Genomic DNA, 24,586 nt, shown 5'->3' with positions numbered 1-24,586 from the left:
CGATCCCGAAACGCTGACATGGCTTTGCGAAGCGGTACCCCTCGGCTATTGTCTATAAAAACGAACAAGACTACTCTCCGAAGAGCCCCATCTGGAAAGACGAGTATCCCATGCCTCGCGTGCCATTGATCGGCGTTTCCGCCTGTACCAGGCAGATCGGCCACCACAGTTTCCATATCGCCGGCGACAAGTACCTGCGCGCGGCGGCTGTAGCCGGCATGCCGCTGGTCATCCCGGCACTCGGCGATCTGATCGACCCAGCTGCATTACTGGATAGCGTAGACGGCCTGCTCTTTACCGGCTCACCGTCCAACGTCGAACCGCACCATTATGGCGGCCCGGCCAGCACCGAGGGCACCGCCCATGACCCATCACGTGATCAACTGACGCTGCCGCTTATTCGTGCGGCGGTGGATGCGGGTGTTCCAGTATTCGGCGTCTGCCGCGGGTTTCAGGAAATGAACGTCGCTTTTGGCGGCAGCCTGCACCAGAAGGTTCACGAGGCCGGGCCTTATGCCGATCACCGTGAGCGCGCCGAGGATCCAGTCGAGGTGCAGTACGGTCTAAGTCATCCGTTGCACGTCCAACCGGGCGGATTGCTGCAGCGCCTCGGGTTACCCGCGCAGATTGATGTCAATTCGGTGCACGGGCAGGGCGTCGAGCGGCTCGGCGAGGGCTTGCGCATCGAGGCGCTGGCACCCGATGGGTTGATCGAGGCGTTTTCCGTCGAGGGTGCGCGAAGCTTTGCCCTCGGCGTGCAGTGGCATCCGGAATGGAAGGTGCATGAGCATCCTTATTACCTGGCGTTGTTCGAGGGCTTTGCCCGCGCCTGCCAGGAACGCGCAGGACGGCGCTGAGCGCGGGCCGGCCCGGCGCTCGTTTCATTTATTTCTGAGGTCGATATGTCCAGCAAGCTCGACCAGCTCACCGGCTGGCTGAAAGAACGCAAGATCACCGAGGTGGAGTGCCTGATCAGCGACCTAACGGGCATCGCCCGCGGCAAGATCTCACCCACCAACAAGTTCCTCGACGAAAAAGGCATGCGCCTGCCGGAAAGCGTATTGCTGCAGACCGTGACTGGCGATTATGTAGAGGACGATATCTATTACGAGCTGCTCGATCCCGCCGATATCGACATGTTCTGCCGGCCCGACCCGGACGCGGTTTTCCTGGTGCCCTGGGCCATCGAGCCCACCGCACAGGTGATCCACGACACCTACGACAAGATGGGCAACCCCATCGAAATCTCGCCGCGCAATATCTTGAAGCGTGTGCTGAAGATGTACGCCGATAAAGGCTGGCAGCCCATCGTCGCACCGGAGATGGAGTTCTACCTGACCAAGCGCTGCGAAGACCCGGACCTGCCGTTCCAGCCGCCGATCGGCCGCTCGGGCCGGCAGGAGACGGGCCGGCAGTCGTTCTCCATCGACGCGGCCAACGAGTTCGACCCGCTGTTCGAGGACATGTACGACTGGTGCGAGGCCCAGGGGCTGGATCTGGATACCCTGATCCACGAGGAAGGCACCGCACAGATGGAAATCAACTTCCGTCATGGCGAGGCGCTGCACCTGGCCGATCAGATTCTGGTGTTCAAACGCACCATGCGCGAGGCCGCGCTCAAGCACAACGTCGCCGCCACCTTCATGGCCAAGCCCATGACGGGCGAGCCGGGCAGTGCGATGCACCTGCACCAGAGCGTCGTGGACCTCGAAACCGGGCGCAACATCTTTTCCAACAGCGACGGCACCATGAGCCAGCTGTTCCTGTACCACGTCGGCGGCCTGCAGAAATACATTCCCGAACTGCTGCCGCTGTTCGCGCCGAACGTCAATTCGTTCCGCCGCTTCCTGCCCGACACCTCGGCACCGGTCAACGTCGAATGGGGCGAGGAGAACCGTACCGTCGGCCTGCGAGTGCCGGATTCCGATCCGCAGAACCGTCGCGTCGAGAACCGCCTGCCGGGCGCCGATGCCAACCCTTATCTGGCCATCGCCGCCAGCCTGCTGTGCGGCTACATCGGCATGGTCGAGGAGCTACCGCCAAGCCAGCCCGTCAAGGGTCGCGGCTATGAGCGCCGCAATCTGCGCCTGCCGCTGACGCTGGAAGCGGCACTGGAACGAATGGAGAACTGCCGACCGCTGGAGAAGTACCTGAGCCCCAAGTTCATCACCGGCTACATCGCGGTCAAGCGCGCCGAGCAGGAAAACTACCACCGCGTCATCAGTTCCTGGGAGCGGGAATTCCTGATGCTCTCGGTGTAACGAACAGCCGTAGGGTGGATGACGCTCTGTTCATCCACCGGACCAAGCAACCAATATCAAGAGGTGATTGATGAGCGATTCGCAAACCCTGCAATGGCAAGCCCTGAGCCGCGACCATCACCTTCCGCCGTTCACCGACTTCAAAGCGCTCAATGCCAAGGGCACGCGCATCATTACGCGGGGTGAGGGCGTCTACCTCTGGGACAGCGAAGGCCACAAGATCCTCGATGCCATGGCCGGGCTCTGGTGCGTCAACCTCGGCTACGGCCGCGAAGAATTGGTCGAAGCGGCCACTCGGCAGATGCGTGAGCTGCCGTACTACAACCTCTTTTTCCAGACTGCCCACCCGCCGGCGCTGGCCTTGGCCAAAGCCATCTCCGAGATCGCGCCGGAAGGCATGAACCATGTGTTCTTCACCGGCTCCGGCTCGGAAGCTAACGACACCGTGCTGCGCATGGTGCGCCACTATTGGGCGATCAAGGGGCAGCCGCAGAAGAAGGTGGTGATCGGCCGCTGGAACGGCTACCACGGCTCAACCATTGCTGGCGCCAGCCTCGGCGGCATGAAGGCCATGCACGAGCAGGGCGATGGTCCGATCCCTGGCATCGAGCATATCGATCAGCCCTACTGGTTTGGCGAAGGCGGCGACCTCGATCCGGAAGAATTCGGCGTTCGCATGGCTGAGCAACTGGAACAGAAGATCCTCGAAGTTGGCGAAGACAAGGTGGCCGCCTTTATCGCCGAACCGATCCAGGGCGCCGGCGGGGTGATCATTCCGCCGGACAGCTACTGGCCAAAAATCCGCGAGATCCTCGCCCGCTACGACATCCTGTTCATTGCCGACGAAGTCATCTGTGGCTTCGGGCGAACCGGCGAGTGGTTCGGCAGCGACTACTACGGCAATGCGCCGGACCTGATGCCAATCGCCAAGGGCCTGACATCCGGCTATCTGCCCATGGGCGGCGTGGTGGTGCGCGACGAAGTGGTGCACACCCTCAACGAAGGGGGCGAGTTCTATCACGGCTTCACCTATTCGGGACACCCGGTAGCGGCTGCGGTAGCGCTGGAGAACATCCGTATTCTGCGCGAGGAGAAGATCGTCGAGCGGGTCAAGAACAAGACGGCACCTTATTTGCAGTCTCGCTGGCATGAATTGGTTGAGCACCCGCTGGTTGGTGAGGCCCGTGGTGTCGGCATGCTTGGCGCGCTGGAGCTGGTGAAAAACAAGAAGACCCGTGAGCGCTTCGCTGACCCTGGCGTGGGCATGCTCTGTCGGGAGCATTGCTTCCGCAACGGCCTGGTGATGCGCGCAGTCGGTGACACCATGATCATTTCGCCACCGCTGGTGATCAACGAAGAGCAGATTGACGAGCTGATCGGCAAGGTCCGGCTGTGCCTGGACGCAACGCTGAAAGATGCGCGGGGTTGAGCGTGCAGGGCGCCGGCAGGATGCTACCGGCACCAAGGATCGACTGGAAAAGTATGCAAGCGAAGCGCATGCAAGCGGTTGAAAAACAGCCATTGACCTTGCCAGACTGCGCGCGTGCTTTGGCCTGACTTACCGAGGGTGTGTCGATGCCGGCATAGCCATTAGCTGCACCAGGCACAACGGGGTAGGCGTCGCCGCCGCCCTGTGTGACCTGTCCACAGCCCAACATATGACTACAACAGGAGCTGCACGGATGAAACCCTTTGCCAAGACCCTACTTGCGATGACGCTGGCTGGCGCGGTTGCCGGCGCTGCGCAGGCCGAAGACAAGGTGCTGCACGTCTATAACTGGTCCGACTATATCGCCGAAGACACCTTGGAGAACTTCACCAAGGAAACCGGGATCAAGGTCGTCTACGACGTGTTCGACAGCAACGAAGTCCTGGAGGCCAAGCTGCTGGCGGGCAGCTCCGGCTATGACGTAGTCGTACCGTCCAACCCCTTCCTGGCCAAGCAGATCAAGGCGGGTGTGTTCCAGAAGCTCGACAAGAGCAAGCTGCCGAACTGGGAAAACCTCGACAAGGACCTGCTCAAGGCGCTGCAGCCGAGCGATCCAGGCAACCAGTACGCAGTGCCTTACATGTGGGGCACCATCGGCATCGGCTACAACCCGGAGAAGGTCAAGGCCGCGTTGGGCGAAGACGCACCGGTTGATTCCTGGGACCTGGTGTTCAAGCCGGAAAACATGGAAAAGCTGAAATCCTGCGGCGTCTCGTTTCTCGATTCACCCACCGAAATCCTTCCCGCTGCGCTGCATTACCTGGGCTACAAGCCTGACACCACCAACAAGGACGAGCTGAAGAAGGCGGAAGAGCTGTTCATGCAGATCCGTCCGAACGTGGCCTATTTCCATTCCTCGAAGTACATCTCGGACTTGGCCAACGGCAACGTTTGCGTCGCCATCGGCTACTCCGGTGACATCTACCAGGCCAAGGCGCGTGCCGAAGAAGCCGGCAATACGGTCAAGGTCAACTACAACATTCCCAAGGAAGGCGCAGGCACCTTCTTCGACATGCTGGCGATCCCGGCTGATGCGAACAATGTCGACAACGCCCATGTCTTCCTTAATTACCTGATGAAGCCTGAGGTGATGGCCTCCATCACCAACTATGTGCAGTTCCCCAACGGCAACGCGGCGGCCACGCCGCTGGTGGATGAAGCGATTCGTACCGACCCGGGCGTTTACCCGAGCCAGGCCGTGCTGCAAAAGCTCTACACCTTCCCGGACCTTGATCCGAAGACCCAGCGCACCATGACCCGCAGCTGGACCAAGATCAAATCCGGTCGTTGATCCAGCCGCCTCGCCAGGCCTGCTTGCAAGTCTGCGCGAGGCACTCATCAGGGCCTCGAAAGGGCCAGTTCAGATTTGCAATTCTGGCTTGCGGTCTGGCTGTAGCGCACCCTTTGAGCCTGACCGTCTCGCCATTTACAACGCGCCAGTTGATTTTTAGAGGTTTTTCCAATAAATAGCCCGCCTTTCGCCACTGATCGCGCGGTCTGCACTAAGAGGACACTCTCATGCGCTCGACATTGAAGTCGCTTCTTATAGCCGCTGCGGTCAGCGGTGCTGCATCCGCTCAGGCTGCCACGGTGCATATCTACAACTGGTCCGATTACATCGGCGAAACAACGCTGGAAGAATTCGAAGAGAAGACCGGTATCAAGCCGGTCTATGACGTCTTCGATTCAAACGAAACCCTCGAAGGCAAACTGCTCGCTGGTCGTACCGGCTATGACGTGGTGGTGCCTTCCAACCATTTCCTCGGCAAACAGATTCGCGCTGGCGCTTTCCAGAAACTGGACAAGGGAAAGCTGCCCAACTGGGAACACCTGGATCCCGCACTGCTCAAGCAGCTCGAGAAGAACGATCCGGGCAATGCCTACGCCGCGCCCTATCTCTGGGGCACCAATGGCATCGGGTACAACGTTGAAAAGGTCACCGCTGCGCTGGGTATCGAGAAGGTAGATTCGTGGGCCGTTCTGTTCGAGCCGGAGAACGCCAAGAAGCTTGCCGGCTGCGGCATTGCCTTGCTCGACTCGCCTGATGAGATGATCCCGGCGATGCTCAACTACCTGGGCCTGGATCCCAACAGCACCGATCCGGACGACTACGCGAAAGCTGAGGCGAAGTTGCTCGAAATTCGCCCGTACGTCCGTTATTTCCATTCATCCAAATACATATCGGACTTGGCCAACGGCAACATCTGCATCGCCGCCGGGTTCTCAGGGGACATTTTCCAGGCGGCCGCGCGCGCCGACGAAGCCGGTAAAGGCATCGACATTGCCTACGCCATTCCCAAAGAAGGCGGCAATCTCTGGTTCGACATGCTGGCCATTCCGGCCGACGCACAGAATGTCGACGAAGCCCATGCCTTCATCAATTACCTGCTCGACCCCCAGGTGATCGCATCGGTCAGTGATTATGTTGGCTATGCCAATCCCAACATCAAGGCGGGTGAACTGATGGACCAGGAGGTGCGTAACGATCCGTCGGTCTATCCGCCGCAAGCTGTGCTGGATCGCCTGTACGTCTCCGCAGAGCTGCCGCAGAAGATCAACCGCCTGATGACCCGCACCTGGACCAAGGTGAAGTCCGGCCAATAGCAACACCGGGCAAGGCGGGAGCCATTGCTGGTCTTCCGTCTTGCCTTACAGCGTGTCATTTCCCGGCGCCGTCCGGGTCCATTATTCCAATCGGGAGTTTGCGCATGGCCGTTGCCTCCAGCGCCTACAAAAAGGCCCTCACCGGTGAGAGCCAGAACAAGCAGGTGCTGCTGAAGATCGACCGCGTCACCAAGAAGTTCGACGAAACGGTGGCGGTCGATGATGTCTCGTTGAGCATTCACCAAGGCGAAATCTTTGCCCTGCTTGGAGGATCGGGCTCGGGCAAGTCCACTTTGCTGCGCATGCTGGCAGGCTTCGAGCGGCCCACTGAAGGACGGATCTTCCTCGACGGCCAGGACATCACCGATATGCCGCCCTACGAGCGGCCCATCAACATGATGTTCCAGTCCTACGCATTGTTCCCGCACATGAGTGTCGAGCAGAACATCGCCTTCGGCCTGAAGCAGGATGGCCTGTCGAAAGATGAGGTAAAGACGCGCGTCGATGAAATGCTCAATCTGGTACAGATGAGCCAGTACGCCAAGCGCAAGCCGCATCAGCTCTCTGGTGGCCAGCGTCAGCGTGTTGCCTTGGCCCGATCCCTGGCCAAGCGACCCAAGCTGTTGCTGCTGGATGAACCGATGGGCGCGCTGGACAAGAAACTGCGCTCGCAGATGCAGCTGGAGCTGGTGCAGATCATCGAGCGCGTCGGCGTAACCTGCGTGATGGTCACCCACGACCAGGAAGAGGCCATGACCATGGCCGAGCGCATCGCCATCATGCACCTCGGCTGGATCGCTCAGGTCGGCAGCCCGATGGACATCTACGAGACCCCGGCGAGCCGCTTGGTCTGCGAGTTCATCGGCAACGTCAACCTCTTCGACGGCGAGTTGGTCGAGGACATGGAAGACCATGCTGTTATCGCCTGCCCTGGCCTGGAAAACCCGATCTACGTCGGTCACGGCATCAGCACTCGCGCCCAGGACAAGCAGATCACTTATGCAATTCGCCCCGAAAAGCTGCTGATCGGCACCGAACTCCCTGAGCTGCAACGGCCTGGCTATAACTGGTCTAAGGGTGTGGTCTATGACATCGCCTACCTGGGCGGTCATTCGGTCTATTACATCCAGATGCCATCCGGCGGCATCCTGCAGGCATTCATGGCCAACGCCGAACGACACGTGAAGCTGCCGACCTGGGAGGAGGAGGTGTTTGTCTACTGGTGGGACGACAGCGGCGTGGTGTTGCAGGCATGAGCCGCTCGCGTCTGAACCCGGGGCGTCGACTGGTCATCGGCGTACCCTTCGTATGGCTGGCGCTGTTCTTTCTGTTGCCGTTCGTGATCGTGCTGAAGATCAGTTTTGCCGAAGCCGATGTAGCGATTCCCCCGTACACGGAGGTTTTTGCTTACGCCGAGCAGCAGCTGCAGATCATCATCAACCTCGGCAACTACATCTTCCTCAGCGAGGACGATCTGTACTGGGCGGCCTACGCCGGCTCGCTGCGCATTGCCTTTTTCAGCACGCTGATCTGCCTGCTGGTGGGCTATCCAATGGCCTACGCCATCGCTCGAGCACGCAAGGACCTGCAGACCGTGCTGCTGTTGCTGATCATGATGCCGACTTGGACGGCCATTCTGATCCGCGTCTACGCCTGGATGGGCATTCTCAGCAGCAACGGCATTCTCAATGGCCTGCTGCAGGGACTGGGCCTGATCGACGAGCCGCTGCGCATCTTGAACACCGATCTCGCCGTCTATATCGGCGTGGTGTATTCCTACCTGCCATTCATGATCCTGCCGCTCTACGCCAACCTGGTGAAGCATGACCTCAGCTTGCTGGAGGCTGCCTCTGACCTCGGTGCGCGCAATCTGACCAGCTTCTGGAAGATCACCGTGCCGCTGTCCAAGAACGGCATCATCGCCGGCTGCATGCTGGTATTCATTCCGGTGGTGGGCGAATTCGTGATTCCCGAACTGCTCGGCGGGCCGGAGACGCTGATGATCGGCAAGGTGCTGTGGCAGGAGTTCTTCAATAACCGCGACTGGCCGGTAGCGTCTGCATTGGCGGTGGTGATGTTGGCGATCCTGTTGGTACCGATCATTCTGTTCAACCGCAACCAAACCAAGGAACTGGAGGGCAAGCTATGAAGCGTTACAGCTTTTCCAACCTGATCCTGGTGCTCGGGCTGCTGTTCATCTACCTGCCGATGGTGCTGCTGGTCATCTACTCGTTCAACGCGTCCCGGCTGGTCACGGTGTGGGGCGGCTGGTCGCTGAAGTGGTACGCCGGGCTGCTGGACAATAGCCAGCTGATGGGCGCGGTCATGCGGTCGCTGGAAATTGCCTTTTACACTGCCATTGCTGCGGTTGCGCTGGGAACCATGGCCGCCTTCGTGCTGACGCGTATACCCAACTTTCGTGGGCGCGCCGTGTTTGGCGGTCTGGTCACGGCGCCGCTGGTGATGCCGGAAGTGATCACCGGTCTGTCGTTGCTGCTCTTGTTCGTGGCCATGGCGCAGCTGATCGGCTGGCCCGCCCAGCGCGGCATCGTCACTATCTGGATCGCCCATACCACCTTCTGCTCGGCCTATGTCGCCGTGGTCGTGATGGCTAGGTTGCGCGAACTTGACCAGTCCATCGAGGAAGCAGCGATGGACCTCGGGGCACGGCCTTGGAAGGTGTTTTTCCTGATCACCATGCCGATGATCGCGCCGTCACTGGCGGCCGGTGGCATGCTCTCGTTCGCCCTGTCGCTGGATGATCTGGTTTTGGCCAGCTTCGTCTCCGGTCCAGGCGCAACGACGCTGCCAATGGAGATTTTCTCGGCGGTGCGCCTCGGTGTGAAGCCTGAGATCAACGCAGTTGCCAGCTTGATCCTGCTGGTGGTGTCGCTGGCGACCTTCATTGCCTGGTACGTCGGCCGTCGCGCCGAGAAGCGTCGTATACGTGCGATGCGCCAGGCGATGGATGACAGCAATGCCAACCCGACCTGGCGTCAGGTGATCGACAGTCGCAAGGTAATGACGCCACCCTCGGCGCACAGCTGACCGCCGCTGCTAGCGGTCAGCGATTAGCTGCTGACCGCTGGTCTGCTGAGGATTCAGCGCTCGGCGAAGGCACCCAGTCGCAGAAACAACCCACCGCGAGCGAGTGCGTCGCCTTGACCGGACGGCCAGCCAGCACCGCCTCGAGGATGGGCTCGATAAAGCTGTTGTCGGAGCTGCACACGGCCCCTTCGCTGTAGGGGCCGATGTAGATCAGCCGTCCACTGGCATCCCAGATCCCCACTGCCGGACTGGCAGGTAGGCTGCTGGCTCCCGGCACATCAGCGAGCGCCTGCAGACCGGCCAACTGGTCCGGCAAACGGCCCTGGCTACCCGGCTTTTGCAGCGCGTAAAAGCTGACGCCCCGGCCACCGAAGCGTTGCAGCAGCTCGGCCAGGTGTTGCTGATTGCCAGCGTTGCAGGGACAGGCTGGATCCCAGAAGTGCACCACTCGAACCGGCCCGGCACCGCTCAGCGACTCGGGCAATGCCAGCTGGTCGCCCGAGAACAGCTCGGCCCGCTCGGTCTCGAAGGGTCGCAGGTAGCGTGCCTCGAACCACCAGAAGGCGGCCAGCATGGCGCCACCCCAGAGCAGGGCAACGAGTGCCGCGATCAGATACTTGTTGCGTACGGACATGACGGAGCTCTTGGATGGATGCGCCAGCTTGCCACGTCGCGCTGCAGAGCTGAATATCCCGCTTACCCCTAGCAAGAAAACCGTTCATGCCTTCGCGAATCGATCCCGACGCTCTCCGCGCGCAATTAAGCCCGCTTCGCCATGCAGCCGAGCTGACCGCCGATGCACGTTTCTATCAGGCCTATTACGGGCTGGATCTGCCTCACCAGGGCGGTATCCAGCGGCACCTGGGGCGCTTTCAGGTGCACGGCTATGAGGTGGTGGCTCAGGCCTGGTATCCCGAACAGCCGGTGGCGACGTTGCTGGTGCTGCACGGCTACTACGACCACATGGGCCTGTACCGACACGTGGTGGATTGGGGGTTGCGCATGGGCTTCGCCGTGCTCGCCTGCGACCTGCCGGGGCATGGACTGTCCAGCGGGCCACGCGCCAGTATCAACGAATTCGAGGAATACCAGGCGGTGCTGCAGGGCCTGTTGCACGAAGCTGCTGCGATGGAGATGCCGCAACCCTGGCATCTGCTGGGCCAGAGCACGGGCGCGGCCATCGTGCTGGATTACCTGCTGTGCCAGCAGGTCCACCCTGCGCTGGGGCAGAGCATTCTGCTGGCGCCCTTGGTGCGACCGCGGGCCTGGGGATGGTCACGCTTCAGCTATGAGGTGATGCGGCGCTTCGTCAAACAGATCCCGCGGCGCTTCAGTGAAAACTCGGGCGATCCGGCGTTTCTCCAGTTCATCCAGTCCAGCGATCCGCTGCAGCCGGATATCTTGCCGACTGCCTGGGTGGGCGCGCTGTCACGCTGGATTCAGCGTATCGAAGGCGCGCCCGCCAGTCCACACAGTCCGCTGATCGTTCAGGGGGAGGCCGATATGACGGTCGACTGGCAACACAACCTGCCGGTCCTGCAAGACAAATTCGCCGCTCCGGAAATTCTTCGGCTGCCCTCGGCGCGGCATCACCTAGTCAACGAGCAGGAAGCCTTGCGCCGGGAATACTTCGGGTTTCTCAGTGAACGCTTGAAGTAGATTGGGGCGCTGGCTGGAAGGACGCCTAAGCCTGAGTCTCGTTGCCGCTCACGCCGACTGCGAGCCCGGCACGCAGGGCCTGTAGGGCTGCGCTGTAATAGCGCTGTCCTACTTCTGACTGGGCGAACTGGACGAATTCCTCCAGTTCGGCGTCGGAGAGGTCGCGATAGATGTATAGCAGCGTGTTGTCCAGATCGCTCTCGACCTGCTGCTGCAGACGCTCGCGCTGGCTTTCCAGCAGCCCCTGCGCCTGGCCACCGCCAAGCAGGCCCGGAATCATCTGGCTGAGGCTGTCGGCCGCGACGCCAGCCAATGCCAGACTGACCTCCGCCCCGGCTTCGGCGGCGGGTATCGCCTGAGCCAGATGGCGGATCAGCAGCTGCCGGTTGCTGCCGGCTTCGATGCGCGGGATTCCGTTTTCGTATCGAGCCAACTGCTCGCGGCGGCCGGCCAGGGTCTCGGCGGCGACCACCTTATGGCCTAGCGGCGACTGGAAAAAATCCAGCGCTGGTTGCGGATTGGCGAGGTTGTCGCGCAACGCCTGCTTGGCCCGCTGATCGATGGCGTTGACCGCGAAACGGCGGTTGCTGTTCGTTACCAGCGCCTGGTAAACGGCTGGCGGCAGGGTGTTCTTGTAGCGTTGTTGAGCGGCCGTCAGGGCATCGCTGAAATTGGCGCGTTGTTCGGTCCAGCCGGCGGTTTCGTACAGCTCGTCGTAGGTGTCTGCGAGGCTGCTGCAGCTGAAGGCAAGTAATACACAAGCGATTAAAGCGCGCATGGAAGCTCCTGTTGGCGGGCCGTTTATTTTCAGCGCCCTGACGGCTGCTGTCGAGGCGCGAAAGCGCTGCTGCTAGACTCCGAAACAATCCTTTCGGAGTTTCTTCCTTGCAGTTCGATCCCATCATTGACGACCTTGCCGAGCATGGCTGGTCGCTGCGTCATTCATTCCTGTCAGACGATCTGACCCTTGGTTTGGCAGCGGAGTGCCGCAAGCGCGAATTACAAGGTGACCTGGCTCCGGCCGGTATTGGCCGCGGCGACGCGCTGACGATTCGCGAAGGTATCCGGGGTGACCAGATCCAGTGGCTGGAACCGGGACAGTCGCAGTTGTGTGACAGCTACCTGGAGTTGATGGATGGGCTTCGACAACGTCTGAACCAGACGCTGTTTCTTGGCCTGGAAGAGTTCGAATGCCATTTCGCCCTGTACCCGCCGGGTGCCTTCTACAAGACCCATCTGGATCGCTTCCGCGATGACGACAGCCGCTGCGTCACCGCAGTGGTCTACCTCAACCCGGACTGGCAACCGGCTGATGGCGGTGAGTTGCGCATGCATTTCGCTGATGGATCGCAGCGCGACGTTCCACCGCTTGCGGGCGATTTGCTGGTTTTCCTGTCGGGTGACTTCCCTCACGAAGTCTTGGTCACCCATACCGACCGCCTCTCGCTGACGGGCTGGTTTCGCCGGCGTCCCGCGGATGTACTCGCCCTGTAGCGCAGACCAAAAAAAGCCCGGCGCGAGCCGGGCTAAAGGGAAACGGTGTTGCCAGCGCGCGTTACATGCCGAGCAGGTTTGGCAGCGCCAGGGAAATGGCCGGCACGTAAGTGATGATCATCAGGAAGGTCAGCAGCAGCGCGAGCCACGGCATCACGGCGCGGATCACCTGAGTCACCGGCATGCCCGTTACCGCGGAGGCAACGAACAGGTTCAGGCCCACCGGCGGCGTAATCAGACCGATCTCCATGTTGACCACCATGATGATGCCCAGGTGGATCGGGTCGATGCCCAGCTGCACGGCGATCGGGAACAGGATCGGCGCCAGGATCAGGATGATCGCTGACGGTTCCATGAAGGCGCCGGCCACTAGCAGCACGATGTTCACCACCAGCAGGAACATCCACGGTTGCAGTCCGGCTTCGAGCACCATGGCGGTGATCTGCTGCGGGATCTGCTCGGTGGTTAGCACATGCGCAAAGAGCATGGCGTTGGCGATGATGAACATCAGCATGATGGTCAGCTTGCCCGACTCCAGCAGTACCTTGGGGCAATCACGAATCGTGATGTCCTTGTAGACGAACAGCGCGATGAAGGCCGAGTACACCGCGGCTACCGCCGCCGCTTCGGTCGGCGTGAACATGCCGGAATAGATCCCGCCGAGGATGATCACCATCAGCAGCAGGCCCCAGATGGCCTTGCGTGCGGCAGACAGCCATTCGCGGAACGTCGCTCGCGGCAGCGCCGGCAGGTTCTTTTTCACCGCGATGATGTAGATGGCGATCATCAGTCCGAGCCCCAGCAGCAGACCCGGCACGACACCCGCCATGAACAGCTTGCCCACGGAGGTCTCGGTGGCGGCGGCGTAGACCACCATGACGATCGACGGCGGGATCAGGATGCCCAGCGTACCGGCGTTACAGACGATGCCGGCGCCGAATGCCTGCGGGTAACCGGAGCGGACCATACCGGCAATCGCGATCGAGCCCACCGCGGCGACCGTTGCCGGAGAGGAACCGGACAGCGCAGCAAACAGCATGCAGGCCAGTACGGCCGCGATGGCCAGGCCGCCGCGGATATGGCCGACGCTGGCGTTGGCGAAGTCGATGAGTCGCTTGGCGACACCGCCGGTGGTCATGAATGCGCCAGCCAGCAGGAAGAATGGTATCGCCAGCAGCGTGTAGTGCTCAGAGGTCTCGAACAGCTTGATCGCCAGCGAGGTGACCGAATCCGGGCTGAACAGGAGGATCGTCAGCGAACCGGCCAGGCCGAGGGAAACGGCCACCGGCACACCGATGAACATCAGCGCGAAGAGCGCGACAAAGAGGAACAGGATGGTCATTTATTTCGGCTCCTCTGCGCCCAGTTTCGCGGCTTCGGCGGCTTCGTCTGCCAGGCCCAGGCCGGTTTGCTCGTTACGTACGATGCGCACGAAGATTTCAGCGAAACGGATGAAGACCATGGCGAAACCGATCGGCACGATCATGCCGATGTGCCATTGCTTGACGCCGAAATGACCGAGGTCTTCCGCGCCGATGTTGGCGGTGAACAGTGCCGAGATCCAATTGAAGCTGGCAAACGCCAGTAGGCCTGCATAACCGAGGCAGAACAGGCAGGCAACAAAGCCGATGTAGCGCTGGACATGGCGCGGCGCCAGTTTGACCAGTGCGTCGATGCCGATATGGCCGGCTGTGCGCACACCGTATGCCAGGCCGGAGAAGATCAGCCAGGCGAATAGTGCCTTGGTCAGTGCCGTGCTCCAGGTCATTTCTTGCGCCAGGCCGATGGTGAAGTCGCCAATGGCGAAGTACAGCTCGCTGGCACCCTCGTAGCGATCGCCGAGGCTGTAGAAAACGGTGTAGAGGTTGTTCAAGACCACGTAAACGAAGGTCACCAAGGTCATGGCGGCCAGAAGGAAGGCGATAAACGCTTCTTCGAAGTGGTCCCAGACGCGCCAGAGGGCGTTCATGGATGACATCTCCTGATGGATTGCATTGTTTCGGTGGGCGTACAGAACGTGCGCCATGGGCCGGTGGGGTAACCGGGTGACAGAGCAATGAAAAACTCTTGTTGTACAGGCAGCTGGCTCGGGATCACCGCGCCGTAGGTATTGCCTGGCTAGGTTGTCTTTTCACTGGTCTGTCGATGTGGCTGGTATTGCTCTAGTTGGAACGCGGAGGGCAGCTTGTGGCTGCCCTCCGGCAAGGCCTTACTGGGCCTTGTTGGCTTCTTCGGCGGCCTTGATCAGGTCGGCACCGATGTCGTTCTCGAACTTGCTCCAAACGGGCTTCATGGCTTCGCGCCACTTGGTACGCTCCTCTGGAGTCAGGACGAGGATTTCGGTGGTGCCAGCAGCCAGGATGTCCTGCTTGGCTTTCTGGTTCAGGTCATCGGCCTGCTTGTTCACCTCAACGGTGACTTCGTCGATGATCTGGTCCAGCTCGGTGCGAACGTCTTCCGGCAGACCTTCCCAGAACTTGGTGTTGGTGATCAGCATGTAGTCGAGCAGACCGTGGTCGGACTCGGTGATGTGCTTCTGCACTTCATGCATCTTCTGGGAGTAGATGTTCGAGTAAGGGTTCTCGGCACCGTTGACCACGCCAGTCTGCAGGCCCTGGTAGACCTCGGCGAAGCTCATCTTGCGCGGATTGGCGCGCAGGGCCTTGAACTGCTCGTCCAGTACGGCGGAGGCCTGTACGCGGAACTTCAGACCACGGGCGTCTTTCGGCTCACGCAGTTCCTTGTTGGCGGACAGCTGCTTCATGCCGTTGTGCCAGTAGGCCAGGCCGGTGATGTTCTTGTCTTCCATCGAGCTCAGCAGCTTCTGGCCGGCATCGCTCTGCTGGAAGCGGTCAACCGCCTGGATGTTGTCGAACAGGAACGGCAGGTCGAACACCTGAACGCCCTTGGAGTAATGCTCGAACTTGGCCAGCGACGGAGCGATCAGCTGTACGTCGCCCAGCAGCAGCGCTTCCATTTCCTTGCCGTCGCCGAACAGGGAAGAGTTCGGGTAAACCTGGACTTCCACCTTGCCGGGCAGACGCTCTTCAACGAGCTTCTTGAACATGACGGCACCCTGACCTTTCGGGGTGTTTTCGGCAACTACGTGGGAGAACTTGATCAGGATCGGGTCGGCGGCCTGGGCCAGGCTTGCGATACCGAGGGACAGAGCACAGGCGAGCGCTGTGGCAGTCAGCTTGAACATTGTTGTGTTTCCTCTTGTTGTGGATGAGCCGCTGCAATCAGGCAGGAGCTCGGCTGTAACCAGCAAGACAAGTCTAGGCGCCATTGAATAAATCGCCGCGCCGGATTGCGGCTGGACTTGCCGGTTCATTGAGTTTGCGGGAGCAAGTGCTGTGCCAGATGCATGCAACTGGCGCCCGTGAGGCGGAAGTTTACTCGCATGATGGCTAAATACTGACGAATGTTTCTCAGCCTAATGCGTCTAGCTCGCAGGTTTCGTCAGGTTGCAATACCAGGGCAAGACGCCGCCATTCAGCCAGATAAAAATGTCCAAACCATGTCGGCTTGGCCATGGACACTATGATTTGATTGCAGTGTAGGAAGGCTTGGCGGAAATCCGCCAGCTATTCGTTATCCTCGGGCGGGGTTCCGCCAGCATCATTGAACACCAGGCCGTGCTTGCGCAGTTTGTCGTGCAGCGTCTTGCGCGGCAGACCCAGGGCCTCAGCAACGCTGCGCAGCGAGCTATGGGGCCGCGCGAGTTCGGCTGCGATCAGGGCGCGCTCGAACGCGTCTACTTGCTCGCCAAGCCCGTGGGCTGATTCGGTACCGCTGGCTTCAGCAGCATGAGTGGGATCATCGAGACCCAGTTCAAGCCCCAACGCGAAGCGTTCTGCGGTGTTCTGCAATTCACGCACATTGCCCGGCCAGGCATGCCGAAGCAGCTGTGCACGCTGCTCCGGACGCAGCTCACGGATCGGCAGGGCGTGGCGGCTCGCGGCGGTCTCGGCAAAATGCTGGAACAGGAACAGCAGGTCCTCGCTGCGTTCGCGCAGCGGCGGGATGCGCAGGGGGGCGACATTCAGGCGGTAATAGAGATCGGCGCGGAAGCGGCCCTGGTCGGCGGCGTGGCGCAGATCCTCCTTGGTTGCGGCAATCACCCGGATGTCCAGCGGGATCGACTGGTTACCGCCGAGTCGCTCGACGACCCGCTCCTGCAGCATGCGCAGCAGCTTTACCTGGACATCCAGGCTCATGCTCTCGATCTCGTCTAGGAACAGGGTGCCACCGTTGGCGAACTCGAACTTGCCGATACGGCGTTTTTGCGCGCCGGTAAAGGCTCCGGCTTCGTGCCCGAACAGCTCGCTTTCGACCACCGACTCGGCCAGCGCCCCGGCATTGATCGCCACGAACGGCCCGTTGCGGCGACTTGAAAGGTCGTGCAGCGCACGGGCTACCACCTCTTTTCCCGCGCCGGTTTCGCCAAGGATGAGTACGTCGGCCTGGGTCCCGGCAAGCGCGCCGATCTGCTCACGAAGGCGCTGCATGGCAGGTGATTGGCCGAGCAGACGGGTCGACAACTGCTGACGGTCGGCCAGGGCCAGGCGTAGGCTGCGGTTGTCGAGCACCAGCTGGCGTAGGGCGAGGGCGCGACGAACGCTGTCGAGCAGTGCCTCGCTGGGGAAGGGTTTTTCAAGAAAGTCATAGGCACCGGCGCGCATGGCCTGAACCGCCAGCTGGATATCACCATGGCCGGTAATCAGCAGAACCGGTAGCTCGCGGTCGATCGCGTGTAGCTGTTGTTGCAGCTCCAGGCCGTCTATGCCGGGCATGCGGATGTCGCTGACCACTACGCCACCCCACTCCACTGGCAGCATGCCTGGAAGGCCGCGTGCGTCGCTCAGGCTGAGCACCTTTAGCCCGGCGAGGTCGAGGGTCTGGCTCAGTGCCTTACGCAGATGGGGATCGTCATCGACCAGGATGACCTGAGTCTGCGGGTCGATCGGGTGGGTCATGCTAGTCCTCGCTTGGAAAGGCGACACCGGGGTCAGCGCAATGCAGGTAAAGACTGATCTGCGCGCCGCCCTCTGGATGGTTGGCCAGGATCAGTTCACCGTCCAGGGCTCGGGCCAGGGTATCGCAGATGGCCAGTCCCAGGCCCAACCCCTGAGCGCTGGTCTTGGTGGTGAAGAAGGGCTCGCGGGCCCGTTGCATCGCCTCGTCGGAAAAGCCCGGTCCGTTATCGCGCAAGGTCAGCAGCACACCCTCGCCCTGCCGCTCGGCGCGCAGCCAGATACGACGCACCGGCGGGCGCTCGACCAGGGCGTCCAAGGCGTTGCTCAACAGGTTGGAGATAATCTGCCGTAGTCGCGTCTCGCCGGCCTGAACCCAGAGTGTGGCGTCCGGTAGGTCACGAATCAGTTCTACGCCCATGGCCTGACGCCGCTTGGCCAGCAACGCCAGCGCGTCGTCCAGCGCCGGCTGCAGCGCAACTCGCTCCGGGGCATGGCGGTCGCGGCGGGCGAAGGCACGCAGATGAGCGATGATCGAAGCCATGCGCGCGGTCAGCTCGCTGATCAGCCGAAGATTGTCGCGCGCCTCGTCGTTTCGCTGCTGGTCGAGCAGGACGCCGGCGTTGTCGGCATAGCTGCGAATCGCTCCAAGCGGCTGGTTGAGTTCATGGCTGATGCTCGCTGACATGGTGCCGAGCGCCGACAGCTTGCCGGCCTGCAGCAACTCGTCCTGGGCGCGGACCAGCTCCTGCTGAGCTTGCTCGCGTTCCAGCACCTCTTCCTTGAGTCGGCTGTTCAGGGCTTCCAGGTCGTAGGTCCGTTCTTGCACGCGGCGCTCGAGTTGTTGCCGCGCTTTGGCATCGAGGGCGATACGCTCGAGGTAATGGCGACGTCGCTGCATCAGCAGGCCAAGCAACAGCAAGAGCGCTGCGAGGGTGGCGGCGCCGATCGCGACGACCGTCTGCACGGGTCGTTCGACCAGGCTGATCGGGGCCAGGATGCGCACCGTCCAACCGGTTTCCTTGAGTTCACGGCTCTGAATCAGCCAGGTATCGATATCGAGCGTCAGGTCACGGGGTTCTAGCGTTGGGTAGGGGCGTTCAGAGGCGATCTGCTCGCGCTCCTCGATATCCAGCGCACGGCTGGCGCGGAACCGCCATTCCGGTTTCGAGGTGAGGATCACCACGCCGAAACTGTCGGTCACCATAAGTTGCTCGGGCGTGCTGCCCCATAGCGTCTCGGTATGGTCCAGGTCCACCTTGACCACCAGCACGCCAAGGATCTCGTCGCCGTCGCGGACAGCGGCCCCGAAGTAGTAGCCGCGCTTGCCCGAGGTGGTGCCGAGGCCGAAGAAGCGGCCAAGCTGGCCGGCCATGGCTTCTCGGAAATAGGGCCTGAAGGCGAAATTCCGACTGATGAAGCTGTCTTCCTCGTTCCAGTTCGACGCGGCCAGCGTGTCGCCGTCCGGCGCCATCAGATAGATCACATCGGCGCCGGTTTCCTTGCGCAGCTGATCCAACAGGCGATTGGCCTGGTCCTTGGCGGCTGGGTTGTCGGGCTGGCGCAGCGCCGTGCGCAGGGTCGGCAGGTCACCGAGGATGCGCGGAAGCACTTCGTAGCGGCGCAGCGAGCCGAGCAGGTTGGCGACGTAGAGATCGAGCGTCTGGCGGTTCTGCTCGATCAGCTCGTTGCTGTAATAACGGTTGGCCAGTTGCTGCAGCGGCCACAGCAGCGGCGCCAACAACAATGCAACCACGGCCAGGTTGCGCCAGCGAGGGCGGCGGGGGGAATTGGGTGAAGTCATGCAGATGCGCCTGTGGTTCGGGCGCCATTATGCACGTCCGACCCGCTTTGGTGCTTGCGGCTGGGTGAGCGGTACAGTCGCCTGGGCCGGCGTCGGTACTATCAGACGCTTTGCGCAGCCGGTGCGCTGTGATCCGCTTGAGCACGGGGCATAGTGCCAAGGCACTGCTGCAGGGCGGTTTCCCAGTTTGGCAAAGTGATCTGCCAATCGCGCTGCAGGCGCGCGCAGCTGAGGCGGGAATTGAGCGGCCGCTGAGCAGCCGTGGGGTAATTGGCAGACAGGATCGGCTCGATCCTTGCGCGCAGCAGGCCCTGGCTCTGAAGATGTTGAGCGATGTGGCAGGCGAAGCCGTACCAAGACGTCTCCCCTCTGGCGGTCAGATGATAGAGCCCGCTGGGCCCACCTGCACCGCTGCGCCGTTTGCGTACCATCTCCGCGGTGACCGCTGCGATGGTGCCGGCCCAGGTTGGCGCGCCGATCTCGTCGTCGACCACCGACAGCGAGTCGCGCTCCTGAAGCAGGCGTCGCATGGTCAGCAGAAAGTTGCGCCCGTGCAACGAGTAGACCCAGCTGGTGCGCAGGATCAGATGGTCGCCGCCGACGGCCTGAATTGCTTGTTCACCGGCCAGTTTGCTCGCTCCGTATACGCTCAGCGGAGCCGGCACATCTTCTTCACTGTAGGGCCCGTTCTTGCGGCCGTCGAAGACGTAGTCGGTGGAATAGTGGATCAGCGGTACACCCAGGGCTGCCGCTTCCTCTGCGAGCACGCCAGGGCCGATAGCGTTCACTGCAAAGGCTCGCTCACGGTCGTCTTGCGCGGGGTCAACCGCGGTGTACGCGGCCGCGTTGATGATCAGGTCGGGACGCAAAAGGCGAACCTGTCGACGAATCTGTGCCGGCTCGGCCAGGTCCAGCAGCTTGTGACCCAGCGCGAGCACTTTTCCTTCACCGGCAAGCGCCAGTTGCAGCTCCCGAGACAGTTGCCCCGAACTACCGGTGACGAGGATTTTCATGCAAACAGCTCCGCTTCGCTGAGTACTTTGCCGTCGATGTCTTTCTTCGAAAGCTGGGGCGGCTCGGTGAATGGCCAGTCGATGCCGATCTGCGGATCATTCCAGAGCAACGAGCGCTCATGGGCTGGCGCGTAATAGTCGGTGGTCTTGTAGAGGAATTCGGCGCTCTCGCTGAGCACCATAAAACCATGAGCAAAGCCTTCCGGGACCCACAGCTGGCGCGGGTTATCGGCACTCAGGCGGGTGCCGACCCAGCGACCGAACGTCGGCGAGCTGCTGCGCAGATCCACCGCGACATCGAATACTTCGCCGGCCACGACCCGCACCAACTTCCCCTGGGGCTGCTGAATTTGATAGTGCAGGCCGCGCAGCACGCCGCGCTGGGACTTGGAATGATTGTCCTGAACGAACTGGCGCTTGAGCCCCGTGGCCGCTTCGAAAGCGGCCGCGTTGAAGCTCTCGTAGAAGAAACCGCGTTCGTCGCCGAAGACCTTGGGCTCGATAATCAGCACATCGGGAATGTCGGTTTCGATGACCTTCATGCGTCTTCACCCGCCAGCTTGAACAGGTACTGGCCGTAGCCGGTCTTGCCCAGGGCATCGGCGCGCTGCAAGAGCTGTTCGCGGTCGATCCACTTGTGCTGATAGGCGATCTCTTCCAGACACGCGACCTTCAGGCCTTGACGGTGCTCGATGGTCTGCACGTACTGCGAGGCTTCGAGGAGGCTGTCGTGGGTGCCGGTGTCGAGCCAGGCGAAGCCGCGGCCGAAGCGCTCTACATTCAGGTCGCCGCGCTTGAGGTAGGCATTGTTGACGTCAGTGATTTCGAGCTCTCCGCGCGGCGAGGGCTTGATCGACTTGGCGATCTCGATGACGTCGTTGTCGTAGAAATACAGACCGGTCACGGCATAGCTGGACTTCGGTTTCGCCGGTTTTTCTTCGATGGACAGGGCTTTGCCCGTTTCGTCGAAATCGATCACGCCGAAGCGCTCCGGATCCTTGACCCAGTAGCCGAATACCGTGGCGCCTTTCTTCTGTGCCGAAGCACGCTGCAGCTTCTCGGTGAAGTGCTGACCATGGAAGATATTGTCGCCGAGGATCAGGCACACCGAGTCGTCGCCAATGAACTCTTCACCGATCAAGAAGGCCTGGGCCAGACCGTCCGGCGACGGCTGCTCGGCGTAGCTGATGTTCACGCCGAACTGGCTGCCGTCACCCAGCAGGTTCTTGTACTGCGGCAGGTCCTGCGGCGTTGAAATCAGCAGGATGTCGCGAATCCCGGCGAGCATCAGCACCGATATTGGGTAGTAGGCCATCGGCTTGTCGTAGATCGGCAGCAGCTGCTTGGATACGCCCAGGGTGATGGGGTGCAGACGGGTGCCGGAGCCTCCGGCGAGGATGATTCCTTTCATGCGCTTTGCTCCAAGGCGCCGAGGCGCTCACGTTGATAGCTGCCGTCCTGGACGCGACGGCACCATTCGAGGTTGTTCAAATACCACTGCACGGTCTTGCGCAGGCCGGTCTCGAAAGTCTCTTGCGGGACCCAACCGAGCTCGCGCTCGATCTTGCTGGCGTCGATGGCGTAGCGCAGGTCGTGACCGGGGCGGTCCTTGACGAAGGTGATCAGATCCTCGAAACGCTCAAGGCCTTCGGGCTTATGCGGCGCCAGCTCTTCGAGCAGGGCGCAGATGCCGCGCACCACGTCGATGTTCTTTTGCTCGTTGTGACCGCCGATGTTGTAGGTCTCGCCGACCTGGCCTTCGCTGACCACCTTGAACAGGGCGCGCGCATGGTCCTCGACGAACAGCCAGTCACGTACCTGGGTGCCGTTGCCGTAGACCGGCAGCGGCTTGCCATCCAGCGCGTTGAGAATCACCAGCGGGATCAGCTTCTCGGGGAAGTGATACGGCCCGTAGTTGTTCGAGCAATTGGTGATCAGTACTGGCAGGCCGTAGGTGCGCTGCCAGGCGCGAACCAGATGGTCCGACGAGGCCTTGCTGGCCGAATAGGGCGAGCTGGGCGCGTAGGGTGTGGTTTCGGTGAACAGGTCATCGACGCCATGCAGGTCGCCGTACACCTCGTCGGTGGAGATGTGGTGGAAGCGGAAGGCTTCGCGGCGCTCGGCTGGCAGCGACTGCCAATAGGCACGTGTTGCCTCGAGCAGCTGATACGTGCCGACGATGTTGGTCTGGATGAACTCGGCCGGGCCGTCGATCGAGCGATCGACATGGGATTCGGCGGCCAGGTGCATGATGGCATCCGGCTGGAATTCCAGCAGCGCTTCGCTGACGCGCTCGCGATCGGCAATGTCGGCTTGAATGAATTGGTTTCGGTCGCTGCTGTGGACATCGGCCAGCGACTCGAGATTGCCGGCGTAGGTCAGCTTGTCCAGGTTAAGGACGCTGTGCCCGGTGTCTTTGATCAGATGGCGGATCAGAGCAGAGCCGATGAATCCGGCTCCGCCGGTTACGAGAATGCGCATGATTGAGTGGCTTCCTTGGCGCGCTACAGAGCTACAGGCTCTTGGCATGTCGGCACGATAGACCCGCCGAAAATACAAAAATTCCCGTCCATGGCGCTGAGCTTCGAACGGCTGTGAAGGTGACTGAGCGCATTATTCCGGCAAACCGCTGGCCAGAGCCCTGCCAAGCCTGGCAGGGCGATTCGCCTGTTTTGTTCATGAGTTGCCGTGCATGACGCAAACGCGTCTGGACTCAACCCTGCCGTTAGGGTTATTCGACCAAAGAGGCGATGCAGTCAGGTGGCGAAAATGCAGTAACATCATGCTGATATCAACTGTTAGGTGGCAATGGAATGCACACTTGTAACGAGCAACTCGCCGAGTTTCTGAGCATGACAGCGCGCAGCCTGTCGCAACTGAGCGAGGCCGTGACCACCTTCTCGTTCGAGATGATGGCCAGCGAAGACCCTGCCGTGCGCATTGCTAGCCGCCGCATGGTGTCGCGGGTCTCGCAGATCCAGTCGACCTTTGAGCACCAGTTACGGCTCGTCGGTGCGCTGTCCGGCGTCGAGCACGCGGCGTGCGATTCAGTATTCGAGGTCGAACTGCAGCCGTCGCCCGAGGTTGACCCGTCTACCGGCTACGACCGCTAACGCAACGACTGCCGCAGCCGCGACAGCGCGCCAAGGAAGAACACCGCGCCGATCGCCAGCAGCGCCAGCAGTTGTGGCCAGATCACCGAGACGCCGGCGCCGCGGAAGAGAATGGCCTGCGCCAGTTCGACGAAATGGGTGGTCGGTGCCGCCAGCATGATGTGCTGGATCAGCGCAGGCATGCTCTCGCGCGGGGTCACGCCACCGGAGAGGATCTGCAGCGGGATCAACGTGAGGATTACCAGCAGACCCAGTTGCGGCATGGAGCGCGCCACCGTGCCGAAGAAGATGCCCATGGACGTCGCGGCAAACAGGTGCAGCGCGGCGCCACTGGCAAACAGCAGCAGCGAGCCCTGAATCGGAATGTCGAGCCAACCCTCGACCACGAAGCGCAGCGCGAACGCCGCGGCGGCCAACACCACCAATCCCATCGCCCAGACCTTACCGACCATGATCTCGAACGGCGTCACCGGCATCACCAGCAGATGCTCGATGGTGCCGTGTTCGCGCTCGCGGATCAGTGCGGCGCCAGTGAGGATGATCGCCAGCATGGTGATCTGGTTGATCACCTCGTTCACGGCGCCGAACCAGGCCCGATTCAGGTTGGGGTTGAAGGCCGTGCGCACGACGGCCTCGACCGGCAGGGCATCAACGCTGCGGTAGCGGCGGACGAAGTCAGCGGTCTCGCTGGCGATGATCTGCTGGATCTGACCGGCCCCGGTGAACGCCTGGCTGACCTGGGTGGCGTCGACATTGAGCTGGATTGTCGGCTGGCGACCGGCCAGTAAATCTGCCTGGAAGTTCGGCGGTATGTTCAGAGTGAAGGTGTAGAGACCGGCATCCATGCCGCTGTCCATCTGCTGCAGGGTGATGGCCTTGGGCTCAATGAAGTAGGGCAGCTGGAAGGCGTTGACGATGCGCAGCGAGGCCTGCGAACGATCCTCGTCGACCACGGCGATGCTGGCGCGGTGCGGCGCCTCGGGCACGGCGGTGGCGCCTTCGTAGATGGCCAGGGTGAACGAATAGATGATCAGCACCAACATTGCGGGATCGCGGTAGAGGCTGCGCAGCTCCTTGAGGCCGAGCTGGATGATGTTGCTGAGCTTGCGCCGGACGTTGGCCATG

At 61.5% G+C, this 24,586-nt stretch carries 23 protein-coding genes; 11 read left to right on the top strand and 12 right to left on the bottom strand.

The window, feature by feature from the left end; genetic code table 11:
• Positions 1–110 precede the first annotated feature (110 nt).
• The 8 genes from ACQKIK_RS10570 to ACQKIK_RS10535 all read left to right on the top strand — a co-directional run bounded on the left by ACQKIK_RS10570 (position 111) and on the right by ACQKIK_RS10535 (position 9,402).
• Positions 111–857, top strand: a complete 747-nt coding sequence (locus ACQKIK_RS10570) for a gamma-glutamyl-gamma-aminobutyrate hydrolase family protein (protein ID WP_045423206.1) — start codon at positions 111–113, stop codon at positions 855–857.
• Between the two features lie 45 nt (positions 858–902).
• Positions 903–2,261 carry a glutamine synthetase family protein gene (locus ACQKIK_RS10565; protein ID WP_045423208.1) on the top strand — a complete coding sequence of 453 codons (1,359 nt, stop codon included), beginning with the start codon at positions 903–905 and terminating at the stop codon, positions 2,259–2,261.
• Between the two features lie 70 nt (positions 2,262–2,331).
• The gene (locus ACQKIK_RS10560) at positions 2,332–3,690 is read left to right on the top strand and encodes an aspartate aminotransferase family protein (RefSeq protein WP_499135858.1); all 1,359 of its coding nucleotides are present in this window, start codon (positions 2,332–2,334) and stop codon (positions 3,688–3,690) included.
• Between the two features lie 253 nt (positions 3,691–3,943).
• A complete protein-coding gene (locus ACQKIK_RS10555; protein ID WP_045423213.1) occupies positions 3,944–5,041 on the top strand; it encodes a polyamine ABC transporter substrate-binding protein in 1,098 nt (365 codons plus the stop codon).
• Between the two features lie 227 nt (positions 5,042–5,268).
• Entirely contained in the window at positions 5,269–6,354 is a 1,086-nt protein-coding gene (locus tag ACQKIK_RS10550) for a polyamine ABC transporter substrate-binding protein (protein ID WP_127840491.1), read from the top strand.
• Positions 6,355–6,458: 104 nt separating this feature from the next.
• Entirely contained in the window at positions 6,459–7,610 is a 1,152-nt protein-coding gene (potA, locus tag ACQKIK_RS10545) for a polyamine ABC transporter ATP-binding protein (RefSeq protein WP_045423218.1), read from the top strand.
• The gene (locus ACQKIK_RS10540; RefSeq protein ID WP_045423220.1) at positions 7,607–8,503 is read left to right on the top strand and encodes an ABC transporter permease subunit; all 897 of its coding nucleotides are present in this window, start codon (positions 7,607–7,609) and stop codon (positions 8,501–8,503) included. Before potA ends, ACQKIK_RS10540 begins: the two co-directional genes overlap by 4 nt.
• Positions 8,500–9,402, top strand: a complete 903-nt coding sequence (locus ACQKIK_RS10535) for an ABC transporter permease subunit (protein WP_499135856.1) — start codon at positions 8,500–8,502, stop codon at positions 9,400–9,402. The genes ACQKIK_RS10540 and ACQKIK_RS10535 overlap by 4 nt, the downstream gene beginning before the upstream one ends.
• A 16-nt stretch (positions 9,403–9,418) precedes the next feature.
• Here the strand turns inward: ACQKIK_RS10535 and ACQKIK_RS10530 are convergent, their stop codons facing one another.
• A complete protein-coding gene (locus tag ACQKIK_RS10530) occupies positions 9,419–10,036 on the bottom strand; it encodes a DUF6436 domain-containing protein (RefSeq protein ID WP_499135854.1) in 618 nt (205 codons plus the stop codon).
• An 86-nt stretch (positions 10,037–10,122) separates the two neighbouring features.
• On the opposite strand from ACQKIK_RS10530, the gene bipL reads away from it, so the two are divergent.
• Positions 10,123–11,061, top strand: coding sequence for a phospholipase BipL (gene bipL, locus ACQKIK_RS10525; protein WP_499135853.1), 939 nt, complete (start codon positions 10,123–10,125; stop codon positions 11,059–11,061).
• Positions 11,062–11,086: 25 nt separating this feature from the next.
• On the opposite strand, the gene ACQKIK_RS10520 is transcribed toward bipL, so the two are convergent.
• On the bottom strand, positions 11,087–11,839 hold the full coding sequence (locus ACQKIK_RS10520; RefSeq protein ID WP_499135852.1) for a hypothetical protein: 753 nt from the start codon (positions 11,837–11,839) through the stop codon (positions 11,087–11,089).
• 107 nt (positions 11,840–11,946) lie between these two features.
• Here ACQKIK_RS10520 and ACQKIK_RS10515 point away from each other — a divergent pair, with 107 nt between their 5' ends.
• Positions 11,947–12,555, top strand: a complete 609-nt coding sequence (locus ACQKIK_RS10515) for a 2OG-Fe(II) oxygenase (RefSeq protein WP_499135850.1) — start codon at positions 11,947–11,949, stop codon at positions 12,553–12,555.
• 61 nt (positions 12,556–12,616) lie between these two features.
• Here ACQKIK_RS10515 and dctM read toward each other — a convergent pair whose 3' ends face one another.
• From dctM to rfbB, 9 genes are all read right to left on the bottom strand, one after another.
• Positions 12,617–13,897: a C4-dicarboxylate TRAP transporter large permease protein DctM gene (gene dctM, locus ACQKIK_RS10510; protein WP_499135849.1), complete on the bottom strand. Its 1,281-nt coding sequence runs from the start codon at positions 13,895–13,897 to the stop codon at positions 12,617–12,619.
• The gene (locus ACQKIK_RS10505) at positions 13,898–14,524 is read right to left on the bottom strand and encodes a TRAP transporter small permease (RefSeq protein WP_499135848.1); all 627 of its coding nucleotides are present in this window, start codon (positions 14,522–14,524) and stop codon (positions 13,898–13,900) included.
• 240 nt (positions 14,525–14,764) lie between these two features.
• A complete protein-coding gene (gene dctP, locus ACQKIK_RS10500; protein ID WP_499135847.1) occupies positions 14,765–15,760 on the bottom strand; it encodes a C4-dicarboxylate TRAP substrate-binding protein DctP in 996 nt (331 codons plus the stop codon).
• 382 nt (positions 15,761–16,142) lie between these two features.
• The gene (locus ACQKIK_RS10495; RefSeq protein ID WP_499135846.1) at positions 16,143–17,534 is read right to left on the bottom strand and encodes a sigma-54-dependent transcriptional regulator; all 1,392 of its coding nucleotides are present in this window, start codon (positions 17,532–17,534) and stop codon (positions 16,143–16,145) included.
• Between the two features lies 1 nt (position 17,535).
• The gene (locus tag ACQKIK_RS10490; protein ID WP_499135844.1) at positions 17,536–19,335 is read right to left on the bottom strand and encodes a sensor histidine kinase; all 1,800 of its coding nucleotides are present in this window, start codon (positions 19,333–19,335) and stop codon (positions 17,536–17,538) included.
• 101 nt (positions 19,336–19,436) lie between these two features.
• Positions 19,437–20,348, bottom strand: a complete 912-nt coding sequence (gene rfbD / locus ACQKIK_RS10485; protein ID WP_499135843.1) for a dTDP-4-dehydrorhamnose reductase — start codon at positions 20,346–20,348, stop codon at positions 19,437–19,439.
• A complete protein-coding gene (rfbC, locus tag ACQKIK_RS10480) occupies positions 20,345–20,890 on the bottom strand; it encodes a dTDP-4-dehydrorhamnose 3,5-epimerase (protein WP_499135841.1) in 546 nt (181 codons plus the stop codon). Before rfbC ends, rfbD begins: the two co-directional genes overlap by 4 nt.
• Entirely contained in the window at positions 20,887–21,759 is an 873-nt protein-coding gene (rfbA, locus tag ACQKIK_RS10475) for a glucose-1-phosphate thymidylyltransferase RfbA (RefSeq protein ID WP_045423251.1), read from the bottom strand. Before rfbA ends, rfbC begins: the two co-directional genes overlap by 4 nt.
• Positions 21,756–22,829 (bottom strand): dTDP-glucose 4,6-dehydratase, encoded by a 1,074-nt coding sequence (gene rfbB / locus ACQKIK_RS10470; RefSeq protein WP_499135839.1) that lies wholly within the window; start codon positions 22,827–22,829, stop codon positions 21,756–21,758. Before rfbB ends, rfbA begins: the two co-directional genes overlap by 4 nt.
• Positions 22,830–23,161: 332 nt before the next feature.
• Here rfbB and plzR point away from each other — a divergent pair, with 332 nt between their 5' ends.
• A complete protein-coding gene (gene plzR / locus ACQKIK_RS10465) occupies positions 23,162–23,461 on the top strand; it encodes a PlzR type 4 pili assembly inhibitor (RefSeq protein ID WP_499135838.1) in 300 nt (99 codons plus the stop codon).
• Here the strand turns inward: plzR and ACQKIK_RS10460 are convergent.
• Complete coding sequence (locus ACQKIK_RS10460) at positions 23,458–24,585, bottom strand: ABC transporter permease (RefSeq protein WP_045423256.1); 1,128 nt, start codon at positions 24,583–24,585, stop codon at positions 23,458–23,460. The genes plzR and ACQKIK_RS10460 overlap by 4 nt on opposite strands.
• Position 24,586: the final 1 nt, after the last annotated feature.

It is taken from the genome of Pseudomonas sp. NPDC047961, from assembly GCF_050272435.1.
In the GTDB taxonomy this organism is placed as follows: domain Bacteria; phylum Pseudomonadota; class Gammaproteobacteria; order Pseudomonadales; family Pseudomonadaceae; genus Stutzerimonas.
Note: the sequence above shows the minus strand (reverse complement) of the source record. Positions and strands in the feature narration are given on the sequence as shown.

Excerpts from the sequence above, each read along its gene's own strand:
- dctM (WP_499135849.1), bottom strand. The coding sequence starts at position 13,897 with ATGACCATCCTGTTCCTCTTTGTCGCGCTCTTCGCGCTGATGTTCATC.
- ACQKIK_RS10570 (WP_045423206.1), top strand. The coding sequence starts at position 111 with ATGCCTCGCGTGCCATTGATCGGCGTTTCCGCCTGTACCAGGCAGATC.
- dctP (WP_499135847.1), bottom strand. The coding sequence starts at position 15,760 with ATGTTCAAGCTGACTGCCACAGCGCTCGCCTGTGCTCTGTCCCTCGGT.
- rfbC (WP_499135841.1), bottom strand. The coding sequence starts at position 20,890 with ATGAAGGTCATCGAAACCGACATTCCCGATGTGCTGATTATCGAGCCC.
- ACQKIK_RS10460 (WP_045423256.1), bottom strand. The coding sequence starts at position 24,585 with ATGGCCAACGTCCGGCGCAAGCTCAGCAACATCATCCAGCTCGGCCTC.
- ACQKIK_RS10540 (WP_045423220.1), top strand. The coding sequence starts at position 7,607 with ATGAGCCGCTCGCGTCTGAACCCGGGGCGTCGACTGGTCATCGGCGTA.
- rfbB (WP_499135839.1), bottom strand. The coding sequence starts at position 22,829 with ATGCGCATTCTCGTAACCGGCGGAGCCGGATTCATCGGCTCTGCTCTG.
- ACQKIK_RS10530 (WP_499135854.1), bottom strand. The coding sequence starts at position 10,036 with ATGTCCGTACGCAACAAGTATCTGATCGCGGCACTCGTTGCCCTGCTC.
- ACQKIK_RS10520 (WP_499135852.1), bottom strand. The coding sequence starts at position 11,839 with ATGCGCGCTTTAATCGCTTGTGTATTACTTGCCTTCAGCTGCAGCAGC.
- rfbD (WP_499135843.1), bottom strand. The coding sequence starts at position 20,348 with ATGAAAATCCTCGTCACCGGTAGTTCGGGGCAACTGTCTCGGGAGCTG.
- rfbA (WP_045423251.1), bottom strand. The coding sequence starts at position 21,759 with ATGAAAGGAATCATCCTCGCCGGAGGCTCCGGCACCCGTCTGCACCCC.
- ACQKIK_RS10565 (WP_045423208.1), top strand. The coding sequence starts at position 903 with ATGTCCAGCAAGCTCGACCAGCTCACCGGCTGGCTGAAAGAACGCAAG.
- ACQKIK_RS10490 (WP_499135844.1), bottom strand. The coding sequence starts at position 19,335 with ATGACTTCACCCAATTCCCCCCGCCGCCCTCGCTGGCGCAACCTGGCC.
- bipL (WP_499135853.1), top strand. The coding sequence starts at position 10,123 with ATGCCTTCGCGAATCGATCCCGACGCTCTCCGCGCGCAATTAAGCCCG.
- ACQKIK_RS10495 (WP_499135846.1), bottom strand. The coding sequence starts at position 17,534 with ATGACCCACCCGATCGACCCGCAGACTCAGGTCATCCTGGTCGATGAC.
- plzR (WP_499135838.1), top strand. The coding sequence starts at position 23,162 with ATGCACACTTGTAACGAGCAACTCGCCGAGTTTCTGAGCATGACAGCG.
- ACQKIK_RS10555 (WP_045423213.1), top strand. The coding sequence starts at position 3,944 with ATGAAACCCTTTGCCAAGACCCTACTTGCGATGACGCTGGCTGGCGCG.
- ACQKIK_RS10550 (WP_127840491.1), top strand. The coding sequence starts at position 5,269 with ATGCGCTCGACATTGAAGTCGCTTCTTATAGCCGCTGCGGTCAGCGGT.
- ACQKIK_RS10535 (WP_499135856.1), top strand. The coding sequence starts at position 8,500 with ATGAAGCGTTACAGCTTTTCCAACCTGATCCTGGTGCTCGGGCTGCTG.
- ACQKIK_RS10505 (WP_499135848.1), bottom strand. The coding sequence starts at position 14,524 with ATGAACGCCCTCTGGCGCGTCTGGGACCACTTCGAAGAAGCGTTTATC.
- ACQKIK_RS10560 (WP_499135858.1), top strand. The coding sequence starts at position 2,332 with ATGAGCGATTCGCAAACCCTGCAATGGCAAGCCCTGAGCCGCGACCAT.
- potA (WP_045423218.1), top strand. The coding sequence starts at position 6,459 with ATGGCCGTTGCCTCCAGCGCCTACAAAAAGGCCCTCACCGGTGAGAGC.